This window comes from Myceligenerans halotolerans (genome assembly GCF_054782975.1).
Map to the genome: position 1 here is coordinate 61,474 of NZ_BAAGRL010000027.1, position 19,857 is coordinate 81,330.

16 protein-coding genes are annotated in these 19,857 nt (G+C 72.7%); all 16 read left to right on the forward strand.

Annotation, left to right across the window (positions count from 1 at the left end; genetic code table 11):
- Positions 1 to 208: 208 nt before the first annotated feature.
- The 16 genes from ACYVK5_RS18220 (at position 209) to ruvB (ending at position 19,850) form a co-directional block, all read left to right on the forward strand.
- Complete coding sequence (locus ACYVK5_RS18220; protein ID WP_460707373.1) at positions 209 to 457, forward strand: ribbon-helix-helix domain-containing protein; 249 nt, start codon at positions 209 to 211, stop codon at positions 455 to 457.
- Complete coding sequence (locus ACYVK5_RS18225; RefSeq protein WP_460707374.1) at positions 454 to 795, forward strand: type II toxin-antitoxin system PemK/MazF family toxin; 342 nt, start codon at positions 454 to 456, stop codon at positions 793 to 795. Before ACYVK5_RS18220 ends, ACYVK5_RS18225 begins: the two co-directional genes overlap by 4 nt.
- A gap of 36 nt (positions 796 to 831) precedes the next feature.
- The gene (hrpB, locus tag ACYVK5_RS18230) at positions 832 to 3,357 is read left to right on the forward strand and encodes an ATP-dependent helicase HrpB (RefSeq protein ID WP_460707375.1); all 2,526 of its coding nucleotides are present in this window, start codon (positions 832 to 834) and stop codon (positions 3,355 to 3,357) included.
- A 51-nt stretch (positions 3,358 to 3,408) separates the two neighbouring features.
- The gene (locus ACYVK5_RS18235) at positions 3,409 to 3,687 is read left to right on the forward strand and encodes a hypothetical protein (RefSeq protein ID WP_460707376.1); all 279 of its coding nucleotides are present in this window, start codon (positions 3,409 to 3,411) and stop codon (positions 3,685 to 3,687) included.
- Between the two features lie 152 nt (positions 3,688 to 3,839).
- Positions 3,840 to 4,391, forward strand: a complete 552-nt coding sequence (locus ACYVK5_RS18240) for an NUDIX hydrolase (protein ID WP_460707377.1) — start codon at positions 3,840 to 3,842, stop codon at positions 4,389 to 4,391.
- Positions 4,392 to 4,606: 215 nt separating this feature from the next.
- Complete coding sequence (locus ACYVK5_RS18245; RefSeq protein ID WP_460707378.1) at positions 4,607 to 6,790, forward strand: terpene synthase family protein; 2,184 nt, start codon at positions 4,607 to 4,609, stop codon at positions 6,788 to 6,790.
- Positions 6,791 to 7,004: 214 nt separating this feature from the next.
- On the forward strand, positions 7,005 to 8,426 hold the full coding sequence (locus ACYVK5_RS18250) for a family 2B encapsulin nanocompartment shell protein (RefSeq protein ID WP_460707379.1): 1,422 nt from the start codon (positions 7,005 to 7,007) through the stop codon (positions 8,424 to 8,426).
- Between the two features lie 95 nt (positions 8,427 to 8,521).
- Positions 8,522 to 9,535: a polyprenyl synthetase family protein gene (locus ACYVK5_RS18255; RefSeq protein ID WP_460707380.1), complete on the forward strand. Its 1,014-nt coding sequence runs from the start codon at positions 8,522 to 8,524 to the stop codon at positions 9,533 to 9,535.
- Positions 9,532 to 10,473: a 4-hydroxy-3-methylbut-2-enyl diphosphate reductase gene (gene ispH / locus ACYVK5_RS18260; RefSeq protein WP_460707381.1), complete on the forward strand. Its 942-nt coding sequence runs from the start codon at positions 9,532 to 9,534 to the stop codon at positions 10,471 to 10,473. Before ACYVK5_RS18255 ends, ispH begins: the two co-directional genes overlap by 4 nt.
- Positions 10,474 to 10,575: 102 nt before the next feature.
- Positions 10,576 to 13,233: a tetratricopeptide repeat protein gene (locus ACYVK5_RS18265; RefSeq protein ID WP_460707382.1), complete on the forward strand. Its 2,658-nt coding sequence runs from the start codon at positions 10,576 to 10,578 to the stop codon at positions 13,231 to 13,233.
- Positions 13,234 to 13,247: 14 nt separating this feature from the next.
- Positions 13,248 to 15,779 carry a tetratricopeptide repeat protein gene (locus ACYVK5_RS18270; RefSeq protein ID WP_460707383.1) on the forward strand — a complete coding sequence of 844 codons (2,532 nt, stop codon included), beginning with the start codon at positions 13,248 to 13,250 and terminating at the stop codon, positions 15,777 to 15,779.
- Positions 15,780 to 15,790: 11 nt separating this feature from the next.
- Positions 15,791 to 16,426 (forward strand): pyridoxal 5'-phosphate synthase glutaminase subunit PdxT, encoded by a 636-nt coding sequence (pdxT, locus tag ACYVK5_RS18275; RefSeq protein ID WP_460707384.1) that lies wholly within the window; start codon positions 15,791 to 15,793, stop codon positions 16,424 to 16,426.
- 7 nt (positions 16,427 to 16,433) lie between these two features.
- Positions 16,434 to 17,195, forward strand: coding sequence for a YebC/PmpR family DNA-binding transcriptional regulator (locus ACYVK5_RS18280; RefSeq protein ID WP_460707385.1), 762 nt, complete (start codon positions 16,434 to 16,436; stop codon positions 17,193 to 17,195).
- A 176-nt stretch (positions 17,196 to 17,371) separates the two neighbouring features.
- On the forward strand, positions 17,372 to 17,932 hold the full coding sequence (gene ruvC, locus ACYVK5_RS18285) for a crossover junction endodeoxyribonuclease RuvC (RefSeq protein WP_460707386.1): 561 nt from the start codon (positions 17,372 to 17,374) through the stop codon (positions 17,930 to 17,932).
- A gap of 165 nt (positions 17,933 to 18,097) precedes the next feature.
- A complete protein-coding gene (gene ruvA / locus ACYVK5_RS18290) occupies positions 18,098 to 18,736 on the forward strand; it encodes a Holliday junction branch migration protein RuvA (protein WP_460707387.1) in 639 nt (212 codons plus the stop codon).
- Entirely contained in the window at positions 18,729 to 19,850 is a 1,122-nt protein-coding gene (gene ruvB, locus ACYVK5_RS18295; protein ID WP_460707388.1) for a Holliday junction branch migration DNA helicase RuvB, read from the forward strand. Before ruvA ends, ruvB begins: the two co-directional genes overlap by 8 nt.
- Positions 19,851 to 19,857 lie beyond the last annotated feature (7 nt).

A 19,857-nucleotide genomic window follows, 5' to 3' on the forward strand; every position in this document is an offset into this window, starting at 1 on the left:
GCCCGGGCTGGTTGGGTAGGGGGCCCGGGAGCTGATCGAGAGGCCTCGCAGACGTGAGCGTCTGCGAGGCCTCTCGATCTGTCGGAGCACGACGTCTTGCGGCGAGCGATCGGTGATGTTGATCGCCCCTCAGCAGCGAGCTCTGCTTTCGAAGGTGCGCAGGCTCGCCTCGCTGGCGGAGCGGTAGGAAAAGTTATACCGTTGGCTCATGAAGACAGCGATCAGCCTCCCGGACAATGCGGCGGAGCGCTTCGATCACATCGCGCAGAAGCACGGGATGACGCGGTCCGAGTTCTACCGGCGTGCTGCCGAGCACTACGCGGACGAGCTGGCCGGTGCGGACCTGACCGCGCAGATCGATGACGCGATCGGCGCCATCGGGCAGCCCGGCGACGACTCCGCCGGGCTGCGCCGGGCTGCGAACGCGCACCTGGTCGACGCGTCGGACGAGTGGTGATCCGGCGCGCCGAGGTGTGCTGGGTCGACTTCGGAGAACCCCGGGGAAGCGCTCCGGCCAAGCGGCGACCTGCCGTCGTCGTGCAGTCCGACCAGTACAACAAGTCCCGTATCGCGACCGTCGTCGTTCTGCCGATCACCTCCAGCACAGCCCTTGCGCGGCACCCCGGCAACGTGTTCCTGCCGGCCCTGGCGTCCGGGCTGCCGAAGGACTCGGTCGTCAATGTGTCCCAGCCGATGACCGTGGATCACGCCGACATCGACGCCACCGGATTCGTGCTTCCCGACAACCTGATGGACGCTGTCGACGCCGGCCTTCGACGAGTCGTGGACCTGTGACGGCCGACCCGATGGGCGGGCCTTAGCATCCAGAGCGTGTTGCTGCCTGAACTGTCGGTGCCGGGGGCGGATCTGCCTGTCCGGGCGGTCCTGCCTGCCACGGTCGACGCCGTGCGGTCGCGTGGTGCAGCGGTGCTGGTCGCGCCGCCTGGATCGGGGAAGACCTCGCTGTTGCCGCTTGCGCTGGCCGACGCGCTCGGGGGCACGATCATCGTCGCCGAGCCGCGGAGGATGGCCACCCGCGCGGCCGCGACTCGGCTGGCGATGCTGGTCGGCGAACCGCTCGGGCAGCGGATCGGCTACGCGATGCGTGGTGAACGCCGCGGCGGCAAGGGACTTCGTGTCGAGGTGGTGACGACAGGGCTCCTCGTGCGGCGTCTGCAGCAGGACCCGGAGCTGGCGGGTGTCGCCGCGATCGTGATCGACGAGTGCCACGAGCGGCACCTCGATGCCGATCTGCTGCTCGCGCTCTGCGTCGACATCCGGGCGAATCTCCGGGAAGACCTGGCGATCGTCGCGACCTCGGCCACGGCGGACACGGTCCGCCTGAGCCGCGCCCTGGGCGCGGACGAGCCGGCGCCCGTGATCACCGCCTCTGCCGCTCTGTTCGACGTGGCGGTCGAGTGGGCCCCACCACCGGTCCCCGCGCCGCTGCTTCCCGGCGGGCGGGTCGACCCGCGCCTGCTGGATCACGTCGCGACCGTCGTCCGGCGTGCACTGACCGAGACCGACGGCGACATCCTCGTGTTCGTCCCGGGGGAGGCCGAGATCAACGGTGTGGGTCGCCGGTTGGCCGGTCAGAACGTCCTGCCGTTGTTCGGCCGCCAGTCACGGGCTGACCAGGACCGCGCGCTGGCGCCGGCCGCCGCGCGCCGGATCGTGGTCACGACGTCGGTCGCGGAGAGTTCACTGACCGTGCCCGGGGTCAGGGTCGTGGTCGACTCGGGTCTTGCCCGGGAGCCGCGGACCGACCAGTCCCGTGGCCTCGGCGCGCTGGTCACCTGCCGGGTCTCGAGATCGTCGGCCGACCAGCGAGCGGGGCGCGCGGGGCGGGAGGCGCCCGGCCGGGTCTATCGATGCTGGTCCGCCACCGACCACGCGCGTCTCGACGATCATCCGGCGCCGGAGATCGCGATCGCCGACCTGGCAGCTTTCGCCCTTGACCTCGCGGCGTGGGGTGCGCCCGCCGGCGACGGTCTGACCTTGCTCGACGCACCGTCACCGGTGGCGATGAACGCTGCCATCGAACTGCTGCGCCGCTTCGATGCCATCGACGACCGCGGCCGGATCACCGAGCGCGGCCGGCGGATGAGGGCGATCGGGGCGCATCCCCGGCTGGCTCGTGCGTTGCTCGACGGGGCGCCGCGGGTCGGCGCCGACCGGGCACGCGAGGTCGTCGCGATGCTCTCGGACGACTCCGGCCGCGACTCCGGCGACGATCTACCGGCCCGCTGGCGGGCCCTTCGCCGTGGCGACGACCGCGGAGCCACGGCCCGCTGGAGAGAAGAGACGAAGCGCCTCGGCCGAGGAACGACGACCGGCGACCCGTCGGGTGGGCCACGTGGCCGCGCGACACGCGGAGTGCCGGACGATCTCGCGGCGGGGATCGTGGTGGGGCTGGCGTATCCGGATCGGATCGCACGGGCCCGGGGGACCGACTCGGCGACGTACCAGATGTCTGGTGGCACGGGTGCTGCGCTGGATCCGCAGTCGCCGCTGCGGACCACGACCTGGCTGGCGATCGCGGTTGCCGACCGGTCACCCGGTCGCGCCGACGCCAGGATCCGTTCCGCGGCACCGATCGACGAGCAGACCGCGCGAGACATCGCGGGCGACCTCGTCTCGACCACCGACCAGATCCGCTGGGACGACGGCCGGATCGTGACGCGGCGCGTCGAGGCACTCGGCGCGATCGTGCTCAACGACGTCCCGCTGGCAAGGCCCGACCCGCTGCTCGTCCAGGCGGCCGTCCGCGACGGCATCCGGCGCAGCGGCCTGTCCGTACTGCGCTGGTCGGAGGCTGCACTCGCCTTGCGGGAGCGCCTCGCGTTCTGCCACGCCCACCTCGGCGCCCCGTGGCCTGCGGTCGACGACGACGCACTGCTGGCCGATCTCGACGAGTGGCTGGGTACGGAGCTCGCCTCGGTGCGAGGCTCGCGCGATCTCGCCCGCATCGACGTGGCCTCGGCGCTCCGGCGACTCCTGCCCTGGCCTGCAGCGGCCCGGTTCGGCGAACTCGCACCGGAACGGCTCCACGTCCCATCGGGCTCCGAGGTGCGACTCGCGTACGACGGCGTCGAGCCGCCGGTCCTCGCCGTGAAGCTGCAGGAGGTATTCGGCTGGACCACCACTCCAGCCGTCGCGGACGGTCGTGTCCCCGTCGTTCTGCACCTGTTGTCGCCCGCACAGCGCCCAGTCGCGATCACGAGCGATCTCGCCTCCTTCTGGAAGCAGGGCTACTCCCAGGTCCGAGCCGACCTGCGAGCCCGCTACCCCCGCCATCCGTGGCCGGAAGATCCCCTCACCGCCACCCCGACCAGACGAGTGAAACCTCGTCAGTGAACCGAGCCGCACCGGCCGGCATGTGCGTACCGGTCAGCCCAGGACTTCTACGTGGCCTTGTTCGCGGACACAAGCCAGGCGAACCTGACCCTGAAGTCCGTGATGAGCAGCAAGGACCAGGACGGCCGGACGACGGTGAGTTTCTGGTTCCATCTCGACTGGCGCCTCCCGTCCGGGGCGGCGGCGCCGTTCGATGTCGTCGACGTGGCCACGCTCGGACCGGACGGCAAGATCAAGGAGCTTCACATCGTCTACGACACGGTCGATGTGCGGCCTGCCTTCGAGGCCGAGGTCGGGCGGCCCTCGTGGCGTCAGGCCCTGTCCGGGTAACGGCGTCGCCGGAGGGTCGTGCGCCGGACTATCGTTACCGGCATGCATGCACATCCCACGTTGCCCGCGGCTCAGGTCGGGGACTTCTCGGCCTTGGGTCACGCCATCAACGTCGAGGAACCGCAGCCCGTCCGCCCGGCCGAGCGGGGCTGGTGAGTTCCGAGGGCGTCACGCGCTCGCTGGGACCGGACTGGCGCGTGGCGCCGGACGGGATCCGCGAGCGTGACGCGGCCCGCGTCGTCCTGCTGGACGACGCCGGCCGTGTGCTGCTCGTGCGCGGGCACGACGTGGACGAGCCGGAGCGCTCGTGGTGGTTCACGCTCGGCGGCGGCATCGACGCGGGGGAGACCGCTCTCGAGGCCGCGTTGCGCGAGGTTCGCGAGGAGGCGGGGCTGACGCTGTCCCCGGGCGACCTGGTCGGTCCCGTGCTCACCCGCACCGGCATCTTCGACTTCTTCGCCGAGACGTGCCGGCAGCACGAGGTGTTCTACCTCGCCCATCTGCCCGGCGGGCACACGCCGGACCGCTCCGGGTGGACGGACGTCGAGCGCGAGGTGCTGGACGACATGGCGTGGCTGTCGGCCGACGAGATGCGCGCCCAGCCCCTCGAGGTGTTCCCGCACGAACTGCCCGACGTCGTCGACTCGATCGCCGCGGGCTGGGACGGCACGGTCCGCCACCTGGGCACCCAGAACGACGACTGAACCCGGCGACCGAGCGCTCGGTGGTCACCACCGGCCGGAAGAGTTGTGCCGTAGAACGGCAGCGCCGCGGCCCGAGATCCCGATCGCTCTACCAGGTTCGTAGATTTGCAGCAAGCATGCCGTGTGATTGTGGATCCATTGCTCGATCCTTACGCTGACGTCCGTTGCATTCCATCACTATCGGGAAATTCCTCCCCATCGGGAAATGGAGTGGCATGTCTAGCAAACCGTTCGAGCTACCCGTGTTCTATCTCCCGTATCCGGCCCGTCTGAACCCGAACGTGGAGGGCGCTCGCGAGCACGCTCGCGTCTGGGCGAGGGGGATGGGCATGCTCGACGCTCCTTCCGCGGGCGGTGGCGTCATCTGGGACCAGGCCGAGCTCGACCGTCACGACTACGGACTCCTGTGCGCCTACACCCACCCGGACTGCCCGGCCGAGGTGCTCGACCTGATCACCGACTGGTACGTGTGGGTGTTCTTCTTCGACGACCACTTCCTGGACGCCTACAAGTACAGCCAGGACGCGGAGGGTGCGAAGGCCTACCTCGACCGCATCCCGCAGTTCATGCCGGTCGACCTCGCCGGCTCGCCGGCGCCGACGAACCCTGTCGAACGCGGTCTGGCCGACCTGTGGGGGCGTACGGCCCCGTCGATGTCGATGGAGTGGCGGGAGCGGTTCCTCGCCAGTACCACGGGACTGCTGATGGAGTCGCTGTGGGAGCTGTCGAACATCGCGACCGACCGTGTGGCGAACCCGGTCGAGTACATCGAGATGCGCCGCAAGGTCGGTGGTGCGCCCTGGTCGGCGGGCCTGGTCGAGATCGCCGTCGGTGCCGAGGTGCCCGCCAGGACGGCCGCCGAGCGGCCGCTACAGGTCCTGCGCGACACCTTCTCCGATGCGGTCCACCTGCGCAACGACCTGTTCTCCTACCAGCGCGAGGTGACCGAGGAGGGTGAGAACGCGAACGCCGTCCTGGTCTTCGAGCGGTTCCTCGGCTACGACCCGCAGCGTGCGGCCGACCTGGTCAACGACATCCTGACCTCTCGGCTGCACCAGTTCGAGAACACGGCGCTGACGGAGATCCCGATCCTGGTGGCCGACCGTTCGCTCACGCCCCCCGAGCAGTGGGCGATCGCCTCGTATGCCAAGGGCCTCCAGGACTGGCAGGCCGGGGGCCACGAGTGGCACATGCGCTCCAGCCGCTACATGAACGACGACGCCGATCGGGTCCTGGGCGGTCCGAACGGGATCGGCACCTCGGCGGCCCGCGTCTCTCATTCGGTGCTCAGGCAGCATGTGCGCGAGCCGTTCCGGGCGGTGGGCCCGACGCGGCTTCCCGAGCTGTACCAGCCGTTCCCGTTGCGGCTCAGCCCGCACCTGGAGCAGGCGCGGCGCCACAGCAACGAGTGGGCGGCGAGGATGGGGTTTCTCGCGCCCGACCCGCTGCTGCCCGGTTCGGGACTGTGGACGGCGCGCCAGTGCGCGGGGTTCGACTTCGCGTTGTGCTCGGCCGGGATCGACCCGGACGCCACTCCCGCGGAGCTCGAGACCTCCGCCGACTGGCTGACCTGGGGCACCTACATCGACGACTACTATCCGGCGGTCTTCGGCAGGGGGCGGGGACCGGCAGCCGCCCTCGCGCAGAATGCGCGCCTGGTGCGGTGCATGCCGACCGATCTCCGCCCGGCTCCCGAGCCCGCGAACCCGGTCGAGAAGGGCCTCGCCGACCTGTGGCGCCGCACCGCCGCCCGGCTGCACGAGCGGGGACGAGCCGAGTTCCGCGCCGCTGTCGAGTCGATGCTCGAGGCCATGACGTGGGAACTGCACCAGTCCGCTCAGAACCGCGTGCCCGACCCGGTCGACTACATCGAGATGCGGCGCGGCACGTTCGGCTCGGACATGACGATGGCGCTGGCGCGCCTGACGACCGGGCGGACGGTTCCCGACGAGGTGTTCGCCAGCCGTCCGGTCCGGGCGCTGGAGAACAGCGTTCAGGACGCCTGCTGCCTGCTCAACGACCTCTTCTCCTACCAGAAGGAGATCGAGATCGAGGGCGAGCTCGTCAACGGGGTCGTCGTGGTCGAGGAGTATCTGGGCTGCTCGAAGGACGAGGCGGTCGCGGTGGTGAACGATCTGATGACCTCCCGCATCGAGCAGTTCGAGCTGGTCGCCGCCACCGAGATCCCCGGACTCGCCGCGGAGTTCGGACTGGACGAGCCCGCCCGCCGTGGCCTGGACGCCTACGTCGAGGACCTGCGCAACTGGGTCGCGGCGATCCACCACTGGCACGCCGAGACCAGCCGGTACCGCCCGGAGGAACTGCGGCGCACTCCGGACGCGGCGCCCGGATCGACGGCGGGGCCGGGCGTCGAGCGCCTGCTCCAGGCGGTGCGCTGAGGCGCGGGGGCCGGGCCGTCCGGCTCGGTCCGTTCACGGACTCCGCCGCGAACAGCGGCGGGTGGGGGAGCCGCCGGCCACCCGGCCGTCGTCGAACCCGCACAGGTGCCTCACGGGTGACATGCCCGGACGAGTGCATCACGAGCGGCATTCCTGCCGGGATGCCACCGGCGATCTCCGCATCGCAGCAGCTACGACGAGAGGAACACTCAGCGTGACTGATCCCGCTCTCAACAGCCCGGCCCCCTCGGGCCTGACCGCCGACGATCGATCCGCGCCGACCAGTCTCAGCACTGCCGCAGCCCGGAATCTCGCATCGACCACCAAGTCCGTGCCGCAGATGCAGGAGGTCACCTCCCGCTGGCTCCTCAGGATCCTGCCGTGGGTCCAGACGTCCGGCGGCACCTATCGCGTCAACCGCCGCCTGACGTACACCGTCGGAGACGGCAAGATCGAGTTCATCACCGAGGGCGACACGATCCGTGTCATCCCGGCCGAGCTGAACGAGATCTCCGAGCTGCGCGGGTACGAGGACCTGCCGGTGCTCGAGGCGATGGCCGAGCGCTTCGAGCAGCGCGTGGTGCGGCGGGGTGAGGCGATCGCGACCGTCGGCGAACCGGTCGACGGGCTGTACCTGATCGCGCACGGGCGCGTCGACCACCTCAGTGACGGACCCTACGGGGAACGGGCGATCCTCGAACGCATGGCCGACGGCGCGCACATCGGCGAGCAGGCGCTGACCGACGGCGAGCCGGTCTGGCGCCGCGACATCGTGGCCGACGTGGACACGACGGTGCTCACCCTCCCGGTCGCGGCGATCGCCGAACTCGCCGAACGGTCCCCGTCCCTGGCCGGGCACCTCGACGCCTACCGGGCACGCGTGTCGGCGCGGGCCAACAGGTACGGCGAGTCCGCGATCGACATCGCCGCCGGCCACGCGGGGGAGCCGGACCTGCCGCGGACGTTCGTCGACTACGAGCTCGCGCCGCGTGAGTACGAACTCTCGGTGGCGCAGACGGTGCTGCGCGTCCACACCCGCGTCGCGGACCTGTACAACAAGCCGATGAACCAGATGGAGCAGCAGCTCCGTCTCACCGTCGAGGCACTCCGCGAGCAGCAGGAGGACCAGATGGTCAACAACCGTGAGTTCGGCCTGCTGCACAACGCCGCGCTGAACCAGCGGATCCCGACCCGCTCGGGCCCGCCCACGCCGGACGACATGGACGAGCTCATCAGCCGGCGCCGCAAGCCCGAGTACCTGCTGGCCCACCCGAAGGCGATCGCCGCGTTCGGGCGTGAGTGCAACAAGCGGGGCCTCTACCCGGCCACGGTCGACTTCCACGGTCACCACATCCCGGCCTGGCGGGGCATCCCCGTGCTGCCGTGCAACAAGATCCCGATCACCGAGGCGCGGACCACGTCGATCCTGTGCATGCGTACCGGCGAGGCCGACCAGGGCGTCGTCGGCCTGCGTCAGACCGGTCTCCCGGACGAGTACGAGCCGGGTCTGTCGGTCCGGTTCATGGGGATCGACGAGAAGGCCGTCATGTCCTACCTCGTCAGCACCTACTACTCCGCCGCGGTCCTGGTGCCAGACGCGCTCGGCGTGCTCGAGAACGTCGAGGTCGGACGCTGACCGGCCGGGGCGGCCCGCGCGGCGTCGGACGTCGCGCCGGCCGCCCCGGATCCGTGGTGGAGACGATCCCGAACCGACCGTCCAGGGGAGGACCCATGACCGTCCTGACCGACCGATACACGTTCGAGCGCGAGGCCGTCGACGGCGGTCTGCGGGCGGCCGTCGCCCGGCTTCCGCATGCCGCTTACCGCGTCGCGTCCTACCACTTCGGCTGGGCGGACGCCGCGGGGAAACCCGCGGGCGCGAACTCCGGCAAGGCCCTGCGACCGCTGCTGACCCTGCTGGCCGCCAAGGCCGTGGCCGACGACTGGAGGCCCGCCGTGCCCGCGGCCGTGGCCGTGGAGCTCGTGCACAACTTCTCACTCGTCCACGACGACATCATCGACCAGGACACCATGCGCAGGCACCGCCCCACGGTGTGGAAGGTCTTCGGTGTCACCGACGCGATCCTCGTCGGCGACGCGCTTCACGCCCTGGCCTTCGAGGTCCTGGCCGGCTCCGGCCACGAGCGGGCCGCGACCGGGACGGGCCTGCTGGCGGCGACGGTCCGCGCGCTGGTCGACGGGCAGCTGGCCGACGCCCGCTTCGAGCAACGCGAACGGGTCGGCCTCGCCGAGTGCGTGGCGATGGCCGAGGCCAAGACCGCCTCGCTCATGGCCTGTGCGACCGCGCTCGGCGCCCTGTTCGCCGGTGGTACGGGGGACCAGGTCAAGGCCCTGCGTGAGTTCGGGGCCCAGCTCGGCCTCGCCTTCCAGCACGTCGACGACCTGCTGGGCATCTGGGGCGACCCGGAGGTCACCGGCAAAGCCGTCTACTCCGACCTGCGCAACCGGAAGAAGACCCTGCCGGTGACGGCCGCGCTCGGCTCGGGCCACCCCGAATCCGCAGACCTGGCCCGCTTCCTCGCCGCGGTCGAACCGCTCGACGAGGCCGGGCTGCGGCGCGCCGCGGACCTGGTCGACGCCTGCGGCGGGCGGCGGGCCAGCCTGGAGTCGGCCGAGTCGCTCGTCGCCGCCGCGGTGGCGAGCCTGGACCAGGCGGGCCTGGTGCCCGAGGTGGCCGACGAACTCGGCGCCCTGGCCGTCAGGACGATCGGGAGGCTGTCGTGACCGCGACCCGCCGCGTGCTGCTGCCCTCGCCCCGGTCCTTCTGCGCCGGGGTCGAGCGCGCCATCGACATCGTGGAGCGGCTGCTGGACCGGCACGGCCCGCCGCTGTACGTGCGCAACCAGATCGTCCACAACTCCCACGTCGTCGGCGACCTCGAGGCACGGGGAGCGGTGTTCGTCTCGGAGCTGGACGAGGTACCCGCGGGGGCGCGGGTGGTGTTCTCGGCTCACGGCGTGGCGCCGGCCGTCCGGCGGGAGGCCGAGCGGCGCGGGTTCGACGTCGTCGACGCCACCTGCCCGCTGGTGACCAAGGTCCACCACGAGGCGAGCCGGGCCGCCGGAGCCGGGGACACGATCGTCTTCATCGGTCACGCGGGCCACGAGGAGGTCATCGGCACGACGGGGGTGGCCCCGGAGCGGACGGTGCTGGTCGAGCGGGTCGGGGACGTCGGGCGTCTCGAGGTCCCCGATCCGGACCGCCTCACCTACCTGAGCCAGACCACCCTCGCGGTCGCCGAGGTGGAGGCGATCGTAGCTGCGCTGCGACGGCGCTTCCCGCGGATCAAGGGGCCGGGTCGCGACGACGTCTGCTACGCCACCACCAACCGCCAGGCGGCGGTCGCGGCGGTGGTGGACGAGGCCGAGCTGGTCCTCGTGGTCGGCTCGGCGAACTCCTCCAACTCGAACCGCCTGGTGGAGCTGGCGCGGGGCTCGGGGACCGAGGCGCACCTGATCGAGGACGCGGACGAGATCGATCTCGCGTGGCTGCGGGGCAAGGAGACCGTCGCGGTGACCGCCGGGGCCTCGGCCCCGCCGGCCCTGGTGGACGAGGTGGTCACGACGATCGCCGAGCAGGGGCCGATCGAGGTCGTCGAGCGCAGGGTGGCCGAGGAACACCTGGAGTTCCTGCTGCCGAGCCGGCTCCGATCGGATCCGTGAGCGTGCCGCGGCCCGCGCCATCCTGGATCGACACCGCCCGCGACCGCGCGGACACGCACGGCGTTCTGGTGTTGAGTGCCCTGGTTGCGGTTGACTTGCCCCGTGCTGCGTGGGCGAGAGGGCTGGAACCGTCGCGGGCCGGCGTCGTCACTGCCCGACGGCGGGCCCGTGCGCCTGCTCGATCCCGCGCTGAGAGTCGTGCCGTTCTCCGGGCGCGACGCCGAGATGGCCGACCTCACGAACTGGGCGGGCGGATCCGAGGCCGTCCGGGTGCGGCTGCTGACCGGGCTCGGAGGCAGCGGCAAGTCGCGGATCGCCGTGGAGTTGAGCGCGCGCCTGAACCGCCGCCGCTGGCGGTCGGTCTGGCTCGACCCTGCCGATGACCCCCGGGACGTGGCGGCGGCGTGCCGCGGCCCGCGCGTCCTCGTCGTCGTGGACGACGCCGCGTCGTTCCCCCGCCTGGGCGACCAGCTCGCCGCGCTCGGGGACACCGAGGCGGGGCGGATACGGGTGCTGCTGCTCGCCCGGACGGGCCGGGAATGGTGGACGAGGCTGCGGTGGGCGAGCACCCTGTGGGCGGACGCGGCGAGCGTGCCGACCTCGATCGCGCATGCCGGCCCCCCGGCGCAGAGCCTGGACCGGCTGGTCCGGACCGCGGCGGCGGCGTTCGCGTCCCGCCTCGGGACGCAGGCCCCGGAACTCGTTGCCGGCGACCTGCCCGCCGACGCGGATCCGCCGTGCTTCGGTGACGTGCACGCCGCCGTCCTGGCGGTCCTTGCCACGGACGACCCAGGCGGTGCCGGGGCGGTGGTCGACGTCGCCAGGGGACCCGCGGCGCTGCTGGACCAGGAACGGGACCGGTGGGAGGACACCGACGCCGCCGTCGCCCGCGCCCTGCTCTGCGGCGACCGCCGCGACCTGCCGGACCGGCTCGCGGAACTGCACGTGGCGCGGACGCTCACCGCCGCGCCCGGGATGACGGAGGTCTGCACCGCCAGGATCACGCCCGACGAGGCGTTCGAGGTCGCCATGTTCGCGTTCCGCCTGGACGTCGACACCCCGGCGGTGACCGGCGCGGGTCGCCTCACGGGCGCGCTGCTGGAGCGCGTGGCGACCCAGCTGTCGGACGGCCCGGAGCATCTGGAACGGATCCTGCGGTTGTTCCCCGCGCGGCCGGTGCCTGCGGCGCAGGCCGCGGACCTGGCGTCCCGGCTCGTGACGGTGGTCACGGCGAACGCGGCGGGCCGGGACACGACCGGCCAGGCCGAGGCGCTCGGCGCCTGGGCGCGCGCGCTCGAGGAGGCGGGCCACTCGGACGAGGCGCTCGACCCCGCCGAGCGGGCCGAGGCGATGTGGCGGAGGATCACCCGGGCCGACCCGCTGCGCTACCGGACCGCGCTGTGGCGCGCGATGCGCGACCTCGCGGTCGTGAGTTTCGGCACCGGACGCGACGAGGAGGGCGCCCGGCTGGTGGAAGAGACCGTGTCGGCGTGGAGCTCCGTACCCGAAGCGGAGGCGGCGTGGTCGGAGCCGGAGCTCGCGTGGGGGATGTACGCGCTGGAGCTGACGACCGCCCCGGGCAGCGTGGACGCGGCGCGCTGGTACCACGAGCGCGCCGTATCGCTCCTGCGCGGGCTGGTCGGCCGCGACCCTGTGGCGTACCAGGAGACCCTCGCGCGCGTTCAGGCCAACCTGCTGCTCCTGGTGAACCGGGGCAGGCCCGGCGAGGCGCTGGAGGGCCTGCGCGAATCGGTGTCGATCAGGCGCAGGCTCGCGCGCGACCGGCCGGACGCGTTCGAGCGGCACCTGGCGTACAGCCTGTCGAATCTCAGCCATGCGCTCGCCGGGCTGGGAAAGGCGGCCGAGGCCCTCGCCGCGGGGCAGGAGGCGCTGGCGCTGCGGCGGCGGGCCCTGCGGAAGGCGGCGTCGTCGGACCGGGGTGGCGCGCCCAAGCTGCGGTTCGAGCTGGCGTGGTCCCTGTCCGGTGTCGGCGTCCTGCTGTCGGAGCAGGGGCGGCCGCACGAGGCGCTGTCGCTGGAGGAGGAGGCGCTGGCGATCCGGCGTGAGCTCGCCGGTGAGGCCCCCGGACGCTATCGCGAGGAGCTAGCCACGTCCTGCTCCAACCTCGGCGTGACGTACTCGCGGCTCGGGAGGTTCGGCGACGCCCTGCGGCTGGAGCACGAGGCCGTGGAGATCCGCCGGGACCTGGTCCTGCGCTCCTCCGTCAGCCGGCACCGCCAGCACCTTGCCCGGTCGTTGTCGAACCTGGGCGTCCGGTATTCCGACATGGGGCGCACCGAGGACGCCGTCGAGCCCACGCGAGAGGCCGTGGCACTCATGCGGCAGGTGGCCCGCGACGACCGGTGGCAGCACCTCCCGGACCTGGCGACGGTGCTCGCCAACCTGGGGGCGACCTTCACGGATCTCTCTCGCGCCCAGGACGCCGTCGGCCCGCTGCACGAGGCGGTCGGGGCGCTGCGCGACCTGAGCAGGGAGCATCCGGAGAAGCACCTGCCGGGCCTGGCCTCGGCCCTGACGGCCCTGGCCGTCGCGCTCGGCGAGCAGCGCCGGTACGTCTCGGCGGCCGCGTCCGCACGGGAGGCGGTGCGGATCCGGGACCGGCTCGCCGCCACGGACCAACGGCGCTTCGGCGACGATCTTGCGCGTTCGGTGCGTGTGCTTGCGGACATCGAGGCGGTATTGCCGAACGATGGATCGCGCAAAGGTCATTTCATCACTGCGCGATCGGAGCGTGCATGAGTTTGAATATGCCTATGTGGCGTCCCCCTCACCCCGACAGCCGCCTGCGTGCACAGCGTGCGAAGGTCTCCGCGGCCGGGTTGCTGGATCCGGCGCTGCGGATCGTTCCGTTCGCGGGGCGCGACGCCGAACTCGACGAGCTCCACTCGTGGTGCCGGGAGCGCTCCCGCGTCCAGGTCCGCTTCGTCACCGGCACGGGCGGGGTCGGGAAGTCGCGTCTCGCGCTGGAGCTCGCGGCGCGGCTGCGCCGGCGCGGGTGGACGTGCGTGTGGCCGGAACCGGACGACTCGCCGGCCGAGGTCGCCGCGGCCTGCCGCGGCGGGCGCGTCCTGGTCGTGGTGGACGACGCCGCGGCGCACCCCCGGCTGGCCGAGCAGCTCGGCGCGCTGGCCGGCGCGGGGGACACCCGGTTGCGCGTGGTCCTGCTGGGCCGCGCCGGGCGGGAATGGTGGACCCGGCTGCGCTGGGCGTGTGACCTCTGGGCAGGCCCGGAGCCGGTGCCGACGTCGCAGGTCCACCTCGCCCCGCCCCGGGTACCCGCCGCGACGCTGGTGTCGGCCGCCATGCGCGCCTTCGCCCGGCGTGCCGGGGTGCAGCGGAAACTCGCAGCGACCGCGCCCGCCGTCCCCGAGGTGCGGGAAGGTCCCGAGGCGGCGCCCTTCCTGGACGTTCACGCCGCGGCCCTGGCAGCGCTCCTGCGCGGCGGTGTCGCGGACGTCTCGCGCGGCGTCGGGGCGCTGCTCGACGTGGAGCGCGAGGGATGGGAGGCCCCGGACGAGGAGATCGCCGGAGCGCTGCTGCGCGGCGAGGAATTCGGGCCCGAGCGCCCGCTCCACGGCGTGCCCGGCCCCGGCCCCCGGCGCCCGTCACCGATGAGCGGGCCGGGAGGACTGCCGAACCGGCTGGCCGAGTTGCACGTCGCGCGGACCCTGGCCGCCGATCCCGCCCGGGTCCGGGCCTGCACAACGGGCCTGGACGCACCGCAGGCGTTCCGTGTCGCCGTCTTCGCCCACCGGCTCGACGTCGACGACCCGGGTGTGCCCGAGGCCGCGCGCCTCGCGACGGTGCTGCTGGAACGGGTGGCGGACGCGCTGCCCGACGACGCGGAGGCGCTCGCCCAGGTGCTGCGGCTGTTCGGCCGCCGCCCGCTGCCGCGTGACGTGGCGCTGGGGCTGGCGGAGCGGCTCACCGCCGTCGTCGGCGAGCACGGTTCCGACAGCGGGCCTGTGACGCCGGAGAAGGCGGACGCCACCGCGACGCTCGCGCGGGCGCTGGGGGCGCCGGAGACGTACGACGAGGTGCCGCCGTCTGCCCAGGGGGCCGTCACGGCGTGGCGCGAGCTGGCCCGGCACGCCCCGCACCGGTACCACGTGCCGCTGCTGGAGGCCCGCATGGTGATGGCGGGCGTGCTGTTCGGCAAGGGCAGGTACACCGAGTCGCTCCAGATCTCGGACGAGGTCGCGGCCGTGTGCCGGGCCGCGCCTGCCGGGGAGCGGGTGTGGATGGACCCGATGCTGGCGAACGCCCTGAACGGGATGGCGATCACCTACGACTTCCTGGGGCGCCCGGAGCAGGTCGAGGTGTGCCACACGGCCTCCGTGGCGACGTTGCGGCGGCTCGTGGCCCGCGACCCCGCCGCGCACGAGGCGATGCTCGCGCTCGTGCTGGCGAACACCGTGGGGCAGGTCGACCTCGGCCGGGCGGCCGACGTGATCGACGGGCTGCGCGAGTCCGTGGAGATCCGGCGGCGGCTCACGCTGCGTCGTCCCGGGGAGCACGAGCAGTACCTCGCCTTCGCGCTGTCGAACCTCAGCGACGCGGCGGCGCAGCTCGACCGGCCGGCCGAGGCGGTCGCGGCGGCGCGGGAGGCCCTGTCGATCCGGCGCCGGTTCGCGCGGCAGGACCCGGTCGGGATGCGGTGGCTGGTCGCGTGGTCGCTGGCGGGCCTCGGGTCGCTGCTGTCGGAGCAGGGCCGCGCGGCCGAGGCCGCGGGCCTGGAGGAGGAGTCCGTGAGGATCCGCCGTGAGCTGGCCGAGGAGACACCGCAGCGCTACCGCGACATGCTCGCGACGTCGTGCTCCAACCTGGCGGTCACCTACGCGCGGCTCGGCCGGTTCGCCGAGGCGCTGCCGCTGGAGGAGGAGGCGGTGGCCATCCGCCGCGAGCTGGCGGCCCGGCTGCCCGGCCGGTACGAGGAGGATCTGGCCCGCTCGCTGTCGCGCCTGGGCGTGCGGCTGACCGAGGCGGGCCGGCCGCTCGACGCCGTCGCCCCGGCGACGGAGGCCGTGAGCATGCTGCGCGACCTCGCGCGCTCGAAGCGCCCGCACCACCAGGACAGCCTCGCCGTCGCCCTGACGAATCTCGCCACGGTGCTGCGTAGCCTCGGTCGCGCCGAGGCCGCCACCGCCGCGGTGCAGGAGGCGTTCGCGCTGCGCGACGAGAGCGTCGAACTCGTCGCGCGGGAGCGGAGGCTGCGCGGCTCGCCGACGGGGGCCGTGGACGTCCTGGTGGACATCGAGGAGGGCGGGGCTCCGACGTCGTCATAGGATCGACTCCCGTGACACGCACACTTACCGTCGGAGTCCTCGCCCTGCAGGGCGACGTCCGAGAGCATGCCGCGGCGCTCGGGAGCGTGGGCGTCCGCGCGATCCCGGTGCGCCGCACCTCCGAGCTGGAGGCGGTCGACGGGCTGGTGATCCCGGGCGGGGAGTCGACCACCATCGACAAGCTCCTGCACGTGTTCGGCCTGGCCGAGCCGCTGCGCGCGATGATCAAGGAAGGCCTGCCCGTGTACGGCTCGTGCGCGGGAATGATCCTGCTCGCGGACCGCATCACGTCGGGCACCGCCGACCAGCAGACGCTCGGCGGCATGGACGTCGTGGTGCGGCGCAACGCCTTCGGGCGGCAGGTCGACTCGTTCGAGACCGACCTGGAGATGGGCGGCGTCCCCGGCGGCCCCGTGCGTACCGCCTTCATCCGTGCGCCCTGGATCGAGGAGGCCGGCGACGACGTCGAGGTGCTCGCCCGGATCCCCGGGACCGACACGTCGGGCCGCGAGGTGGCGGCCGCCGGTAAGATCGTCGCAGCACGGCAGGGCCCGCTGCTCGCCACCGCCTTCCATCCGGAGATCACGGGGGACGCGCGCGTGCACGGACTGTTCGCCCGCATCATCGAAGATTCGCGAAGGAGTTAACGGGTACATGTCAGGTCACTCCAAGTGGGCCACGACCAAGCACAAGAAGGCGGCGATCGACGCCAAGCGCGGCAAGCTGTTCGCGAAGCTCATCAAGAACATCGAGGTCGCGGCGCGTACCGGTGGTGGTGACCTCGCCGGCAACCCGACACTGTTCGACGCCGTCCAGAAGGCGAAGAAGTCCTCGGTCCCGAACGACAACATCGATCGCGCGGTCAAGCGCGGCTCCGGCGAGGGCGCCGACGCCGTCGACTACCAGACGATCATGTACGAGGGCTACGGCAACAACGGCATCGCCGTGCTGGTCGAGTGCCTCACCGACAACAAGAACCGTGCCGCGGCCGAGGTGCGCACCGCGTTCAACCGCAACGGCGGCTCGCTCGCCGACCCGGGCTCGGTGTCCTACCTGTTCTCGCGCAAGGGCCTGGTCGTCGTGCCGAAGTCCGACGGCGTGGGGGAGGACGAGGTCATGATGGCCGCGCTCGACGCCGGTGCCGAGGAGGTCACCGACCTCGGTGAGGTCATCGAGGTCATGTCCGAGGCCACGGACCTGGTCCCCGTGCGCAAGGCCATCCAGGACGCCGGAATCGACTACGACTCCGCCGACGTCGTATTCCACCCGTCGATGCAGGTCGAGGTCGACGTCGAGGGCGCGAAGAAGATCACCCGCCTCATCGACGCCCTCGAGGACAGCGACGACGTACAGAACGTCTACGCGAACTTCGACGCGAGCGACGAGGTCATGGAAGCACTCGACGCCGAGGAGTGACGACCTCACCCCGCTGCCGGGCCACCCGTGTGGGGTGCCTGGCAGCGGGACTCGCCTCACATCGTATGAAGCGCGCTCGACGGTCCCGTGGGGCCGCCGTCGCTCGACGCGAGGTCACGGAAGCAACCTCCGGCGTGCGTGCCGGGGGCAGCGGTGTTCGTGTGAGATCGTGAGGCGTGCGCGTTCTCGGAGTCGATCCTGGCCTGACCAGGTGCGGAGTCGGCGTCGTCGACTCCCTGCCCGGGCGCCGGGCGCAGATGGCCGGCGTGGGCGTCATCCGGTCCGACGCCGACCTGTCGGTGGACCTGCGTCTCCTGCGGATCGCCGAGGGCCTCGACGAGTGGATCGAGGCACACGTGCCCGACGTCGTCGCCGTCGAACGGGTCTTCGCACAGCACAACGTCGCCTCCGTGACGGGCACCGCCCAGGTGGCGGGCATCGCGATGCTCGCCGCCGCCCGCCGCGGCATCCCCGTGGCCCTGCACACCCCGAGCGAGGTCAAGGCCGCCGTGACAGGCTCCGGCCGCGCCGACAAGGCGCAGGTCACGAAGATGATCAGCCGCATCCTGCGGCTCGACGACCCCCCGAAACCCGCCGACGCCGCGGACGCACTGGCGCTCGCGGTCTGCCATCTGTGGCGCCCGGCGGGCGCGCTGCAAGGGGGAGAGCGGCATGAGCTGACCTCCGCCCAGCGCGCCTGGGCGGCCGCGGAGGCGGCGGCACGCCGCAAGGGCTGACACGCTGCCGTCCTGAGGACGCGCCTCCCCGTTCCGGGTGGGCTTCCGCCCGTCCCTGCGCGTCGCCTTCGCCGGGGCCGGCGGTCACGCTAGGATCGCACGGACGTTCGAGGGGAACGCCGGCCCCGGCGAGCCCGACCACCGCAGCCGCCGGAAGGAGCACCCGTGATCGCCTCGCTGACGGGAACCGTGCAGCACGTGACACTGGACCGCGCCGTGGTCGACGTCGGCGGCGTCGGCTATCTGGTGCACGCCACGCCCGGCACCCTCGCCGCCCTGCGGGTCGGAGCGGAGGCCCGGGTCGCCACCAGCATGGTCGTCCGAGAGGACTCGATGACCCTGTACGGCTTCGCCGACGCCGACGAGCGTGATGTCTTCGAGATCGTGCAGACCGTCAGCGGCGTCGGGCCGCGCCTGGCGCTCGCGATGCTCGCCGTGTACCCGCCCGAGGGGCTGCGTCGCGCCGTGGCTGCCGAGGACACGGCGGCGCTGACCCGCGTGCCCGGCATCGGCAAGAAGGGCGCGCAGCGCATCCTCCTGGAACTCGGCGACCGACTCGGCCCGCCGTCCGCCGTCGCCGGACGGGTGCCCGACGACGGCCCGGGGCCGACGGGCGCATTCGTGACCGACCCCGGGACCGAGCAGGTCGTCGAGGCGCTCGCGGGCCTGGGCTGGCCGGTGAAGTCGGCGGAGGACGCGGTGGCGAAGGTGCTCGCCGAGGCCGGGGAGGACGCCGTCGCGCCGGCGGACGTGGCCACCACGCTGCGGGCGGCGCTGCGCGTCCTCGGGGGCGCTCGTGGCTGAGGAGGCGACCACCGGGGCGGGCGCGTTCACCACGGAGGACGGCCCTCCGCGGCTCGTCGGCACGGCGTCCGACGACGTCGAGCGGGCGGCCGAGGCGGCGCTGCGCCCCAAGCGGCTGGAGGAGTTCGTGGGCCAGCCCGTCGTGCGCGAGCAGCTCTCGCTCATGCTGCGGGCGGCCGTCGCCCGGGGGAGCGCGCCGGACCACGTGCTCCTGTCCGGGCCACCGGGGCTGGGCAAGACCACTCTGGCGATGATCATCGCGGCCGAGATCGGCGCCAACCTGCGCATCACGTCCGGGCCGGCGATCCAGCACGCGGGAGACCTCGCGGCCGTGCTCTCCTCCCTGGAGGAGGGCGAGGTGCTGTTCATCGACGAGATCCACCGCCTCGCCCGGCCCGCGGAGGAACTGCTGTACTCCGCGATGGAGGACTTCCGGGTCGACATCATCGTCGGCAAGGGGCCGGGCGCGTCCGCGATCCCGCTCGCGCTGCCGCCGTTCACAGTCGTCGGGGCGACCACGCGGTCCGGTCTGCTGCCCGCGCCGCTGCGGGACCGGTTCGGGTTCACCGGGCACATGGACTTCTACTCGCCGGCCGAGCTGGAGCAGGTCATCCTCCGTTCGTCCGGCCTGCTCGGGACCGGCGTCGGGCGCGACGCCGCCGCGGAGATCGCCGGGCGCTCGCGTGGCACGCCCCGGGTCGCGAACCGCCTGCTCCGCCGCGTGCGGGACTGGGCGCAGGTGCGCGGCGACGGCACGCTGGACCTGCACGCGGCGAAGTCCGCGCTGCGGGTGTACCAGGTCGACGCGATCGGGCTGGACCGGCTGGACCGGTCGGTGCTGACGGCGCTGTGCACGCGGTTCGGCGGCGGCCCTGTCGGCCTCACGACGCTTGCGGCGACCGTCGGGGAGGAGTCGGACACCGTCGAGACGGTCGCGGAGCCCTACCTGGTGCGCGAGGGTCTCATCGCCCGCACGCCCCGGGGCCGGGTGGCCACTCTCGCGGCCTGGGAGCACCTGGGGCTGACGCCTCCGCACGCCTCGGGAGCCCCGGCGCAGCAGGGCGGCGAGGCGCCGTCCACAAGGGCGACGACGGACACGCTCTTCGACGCATAGACTGGGT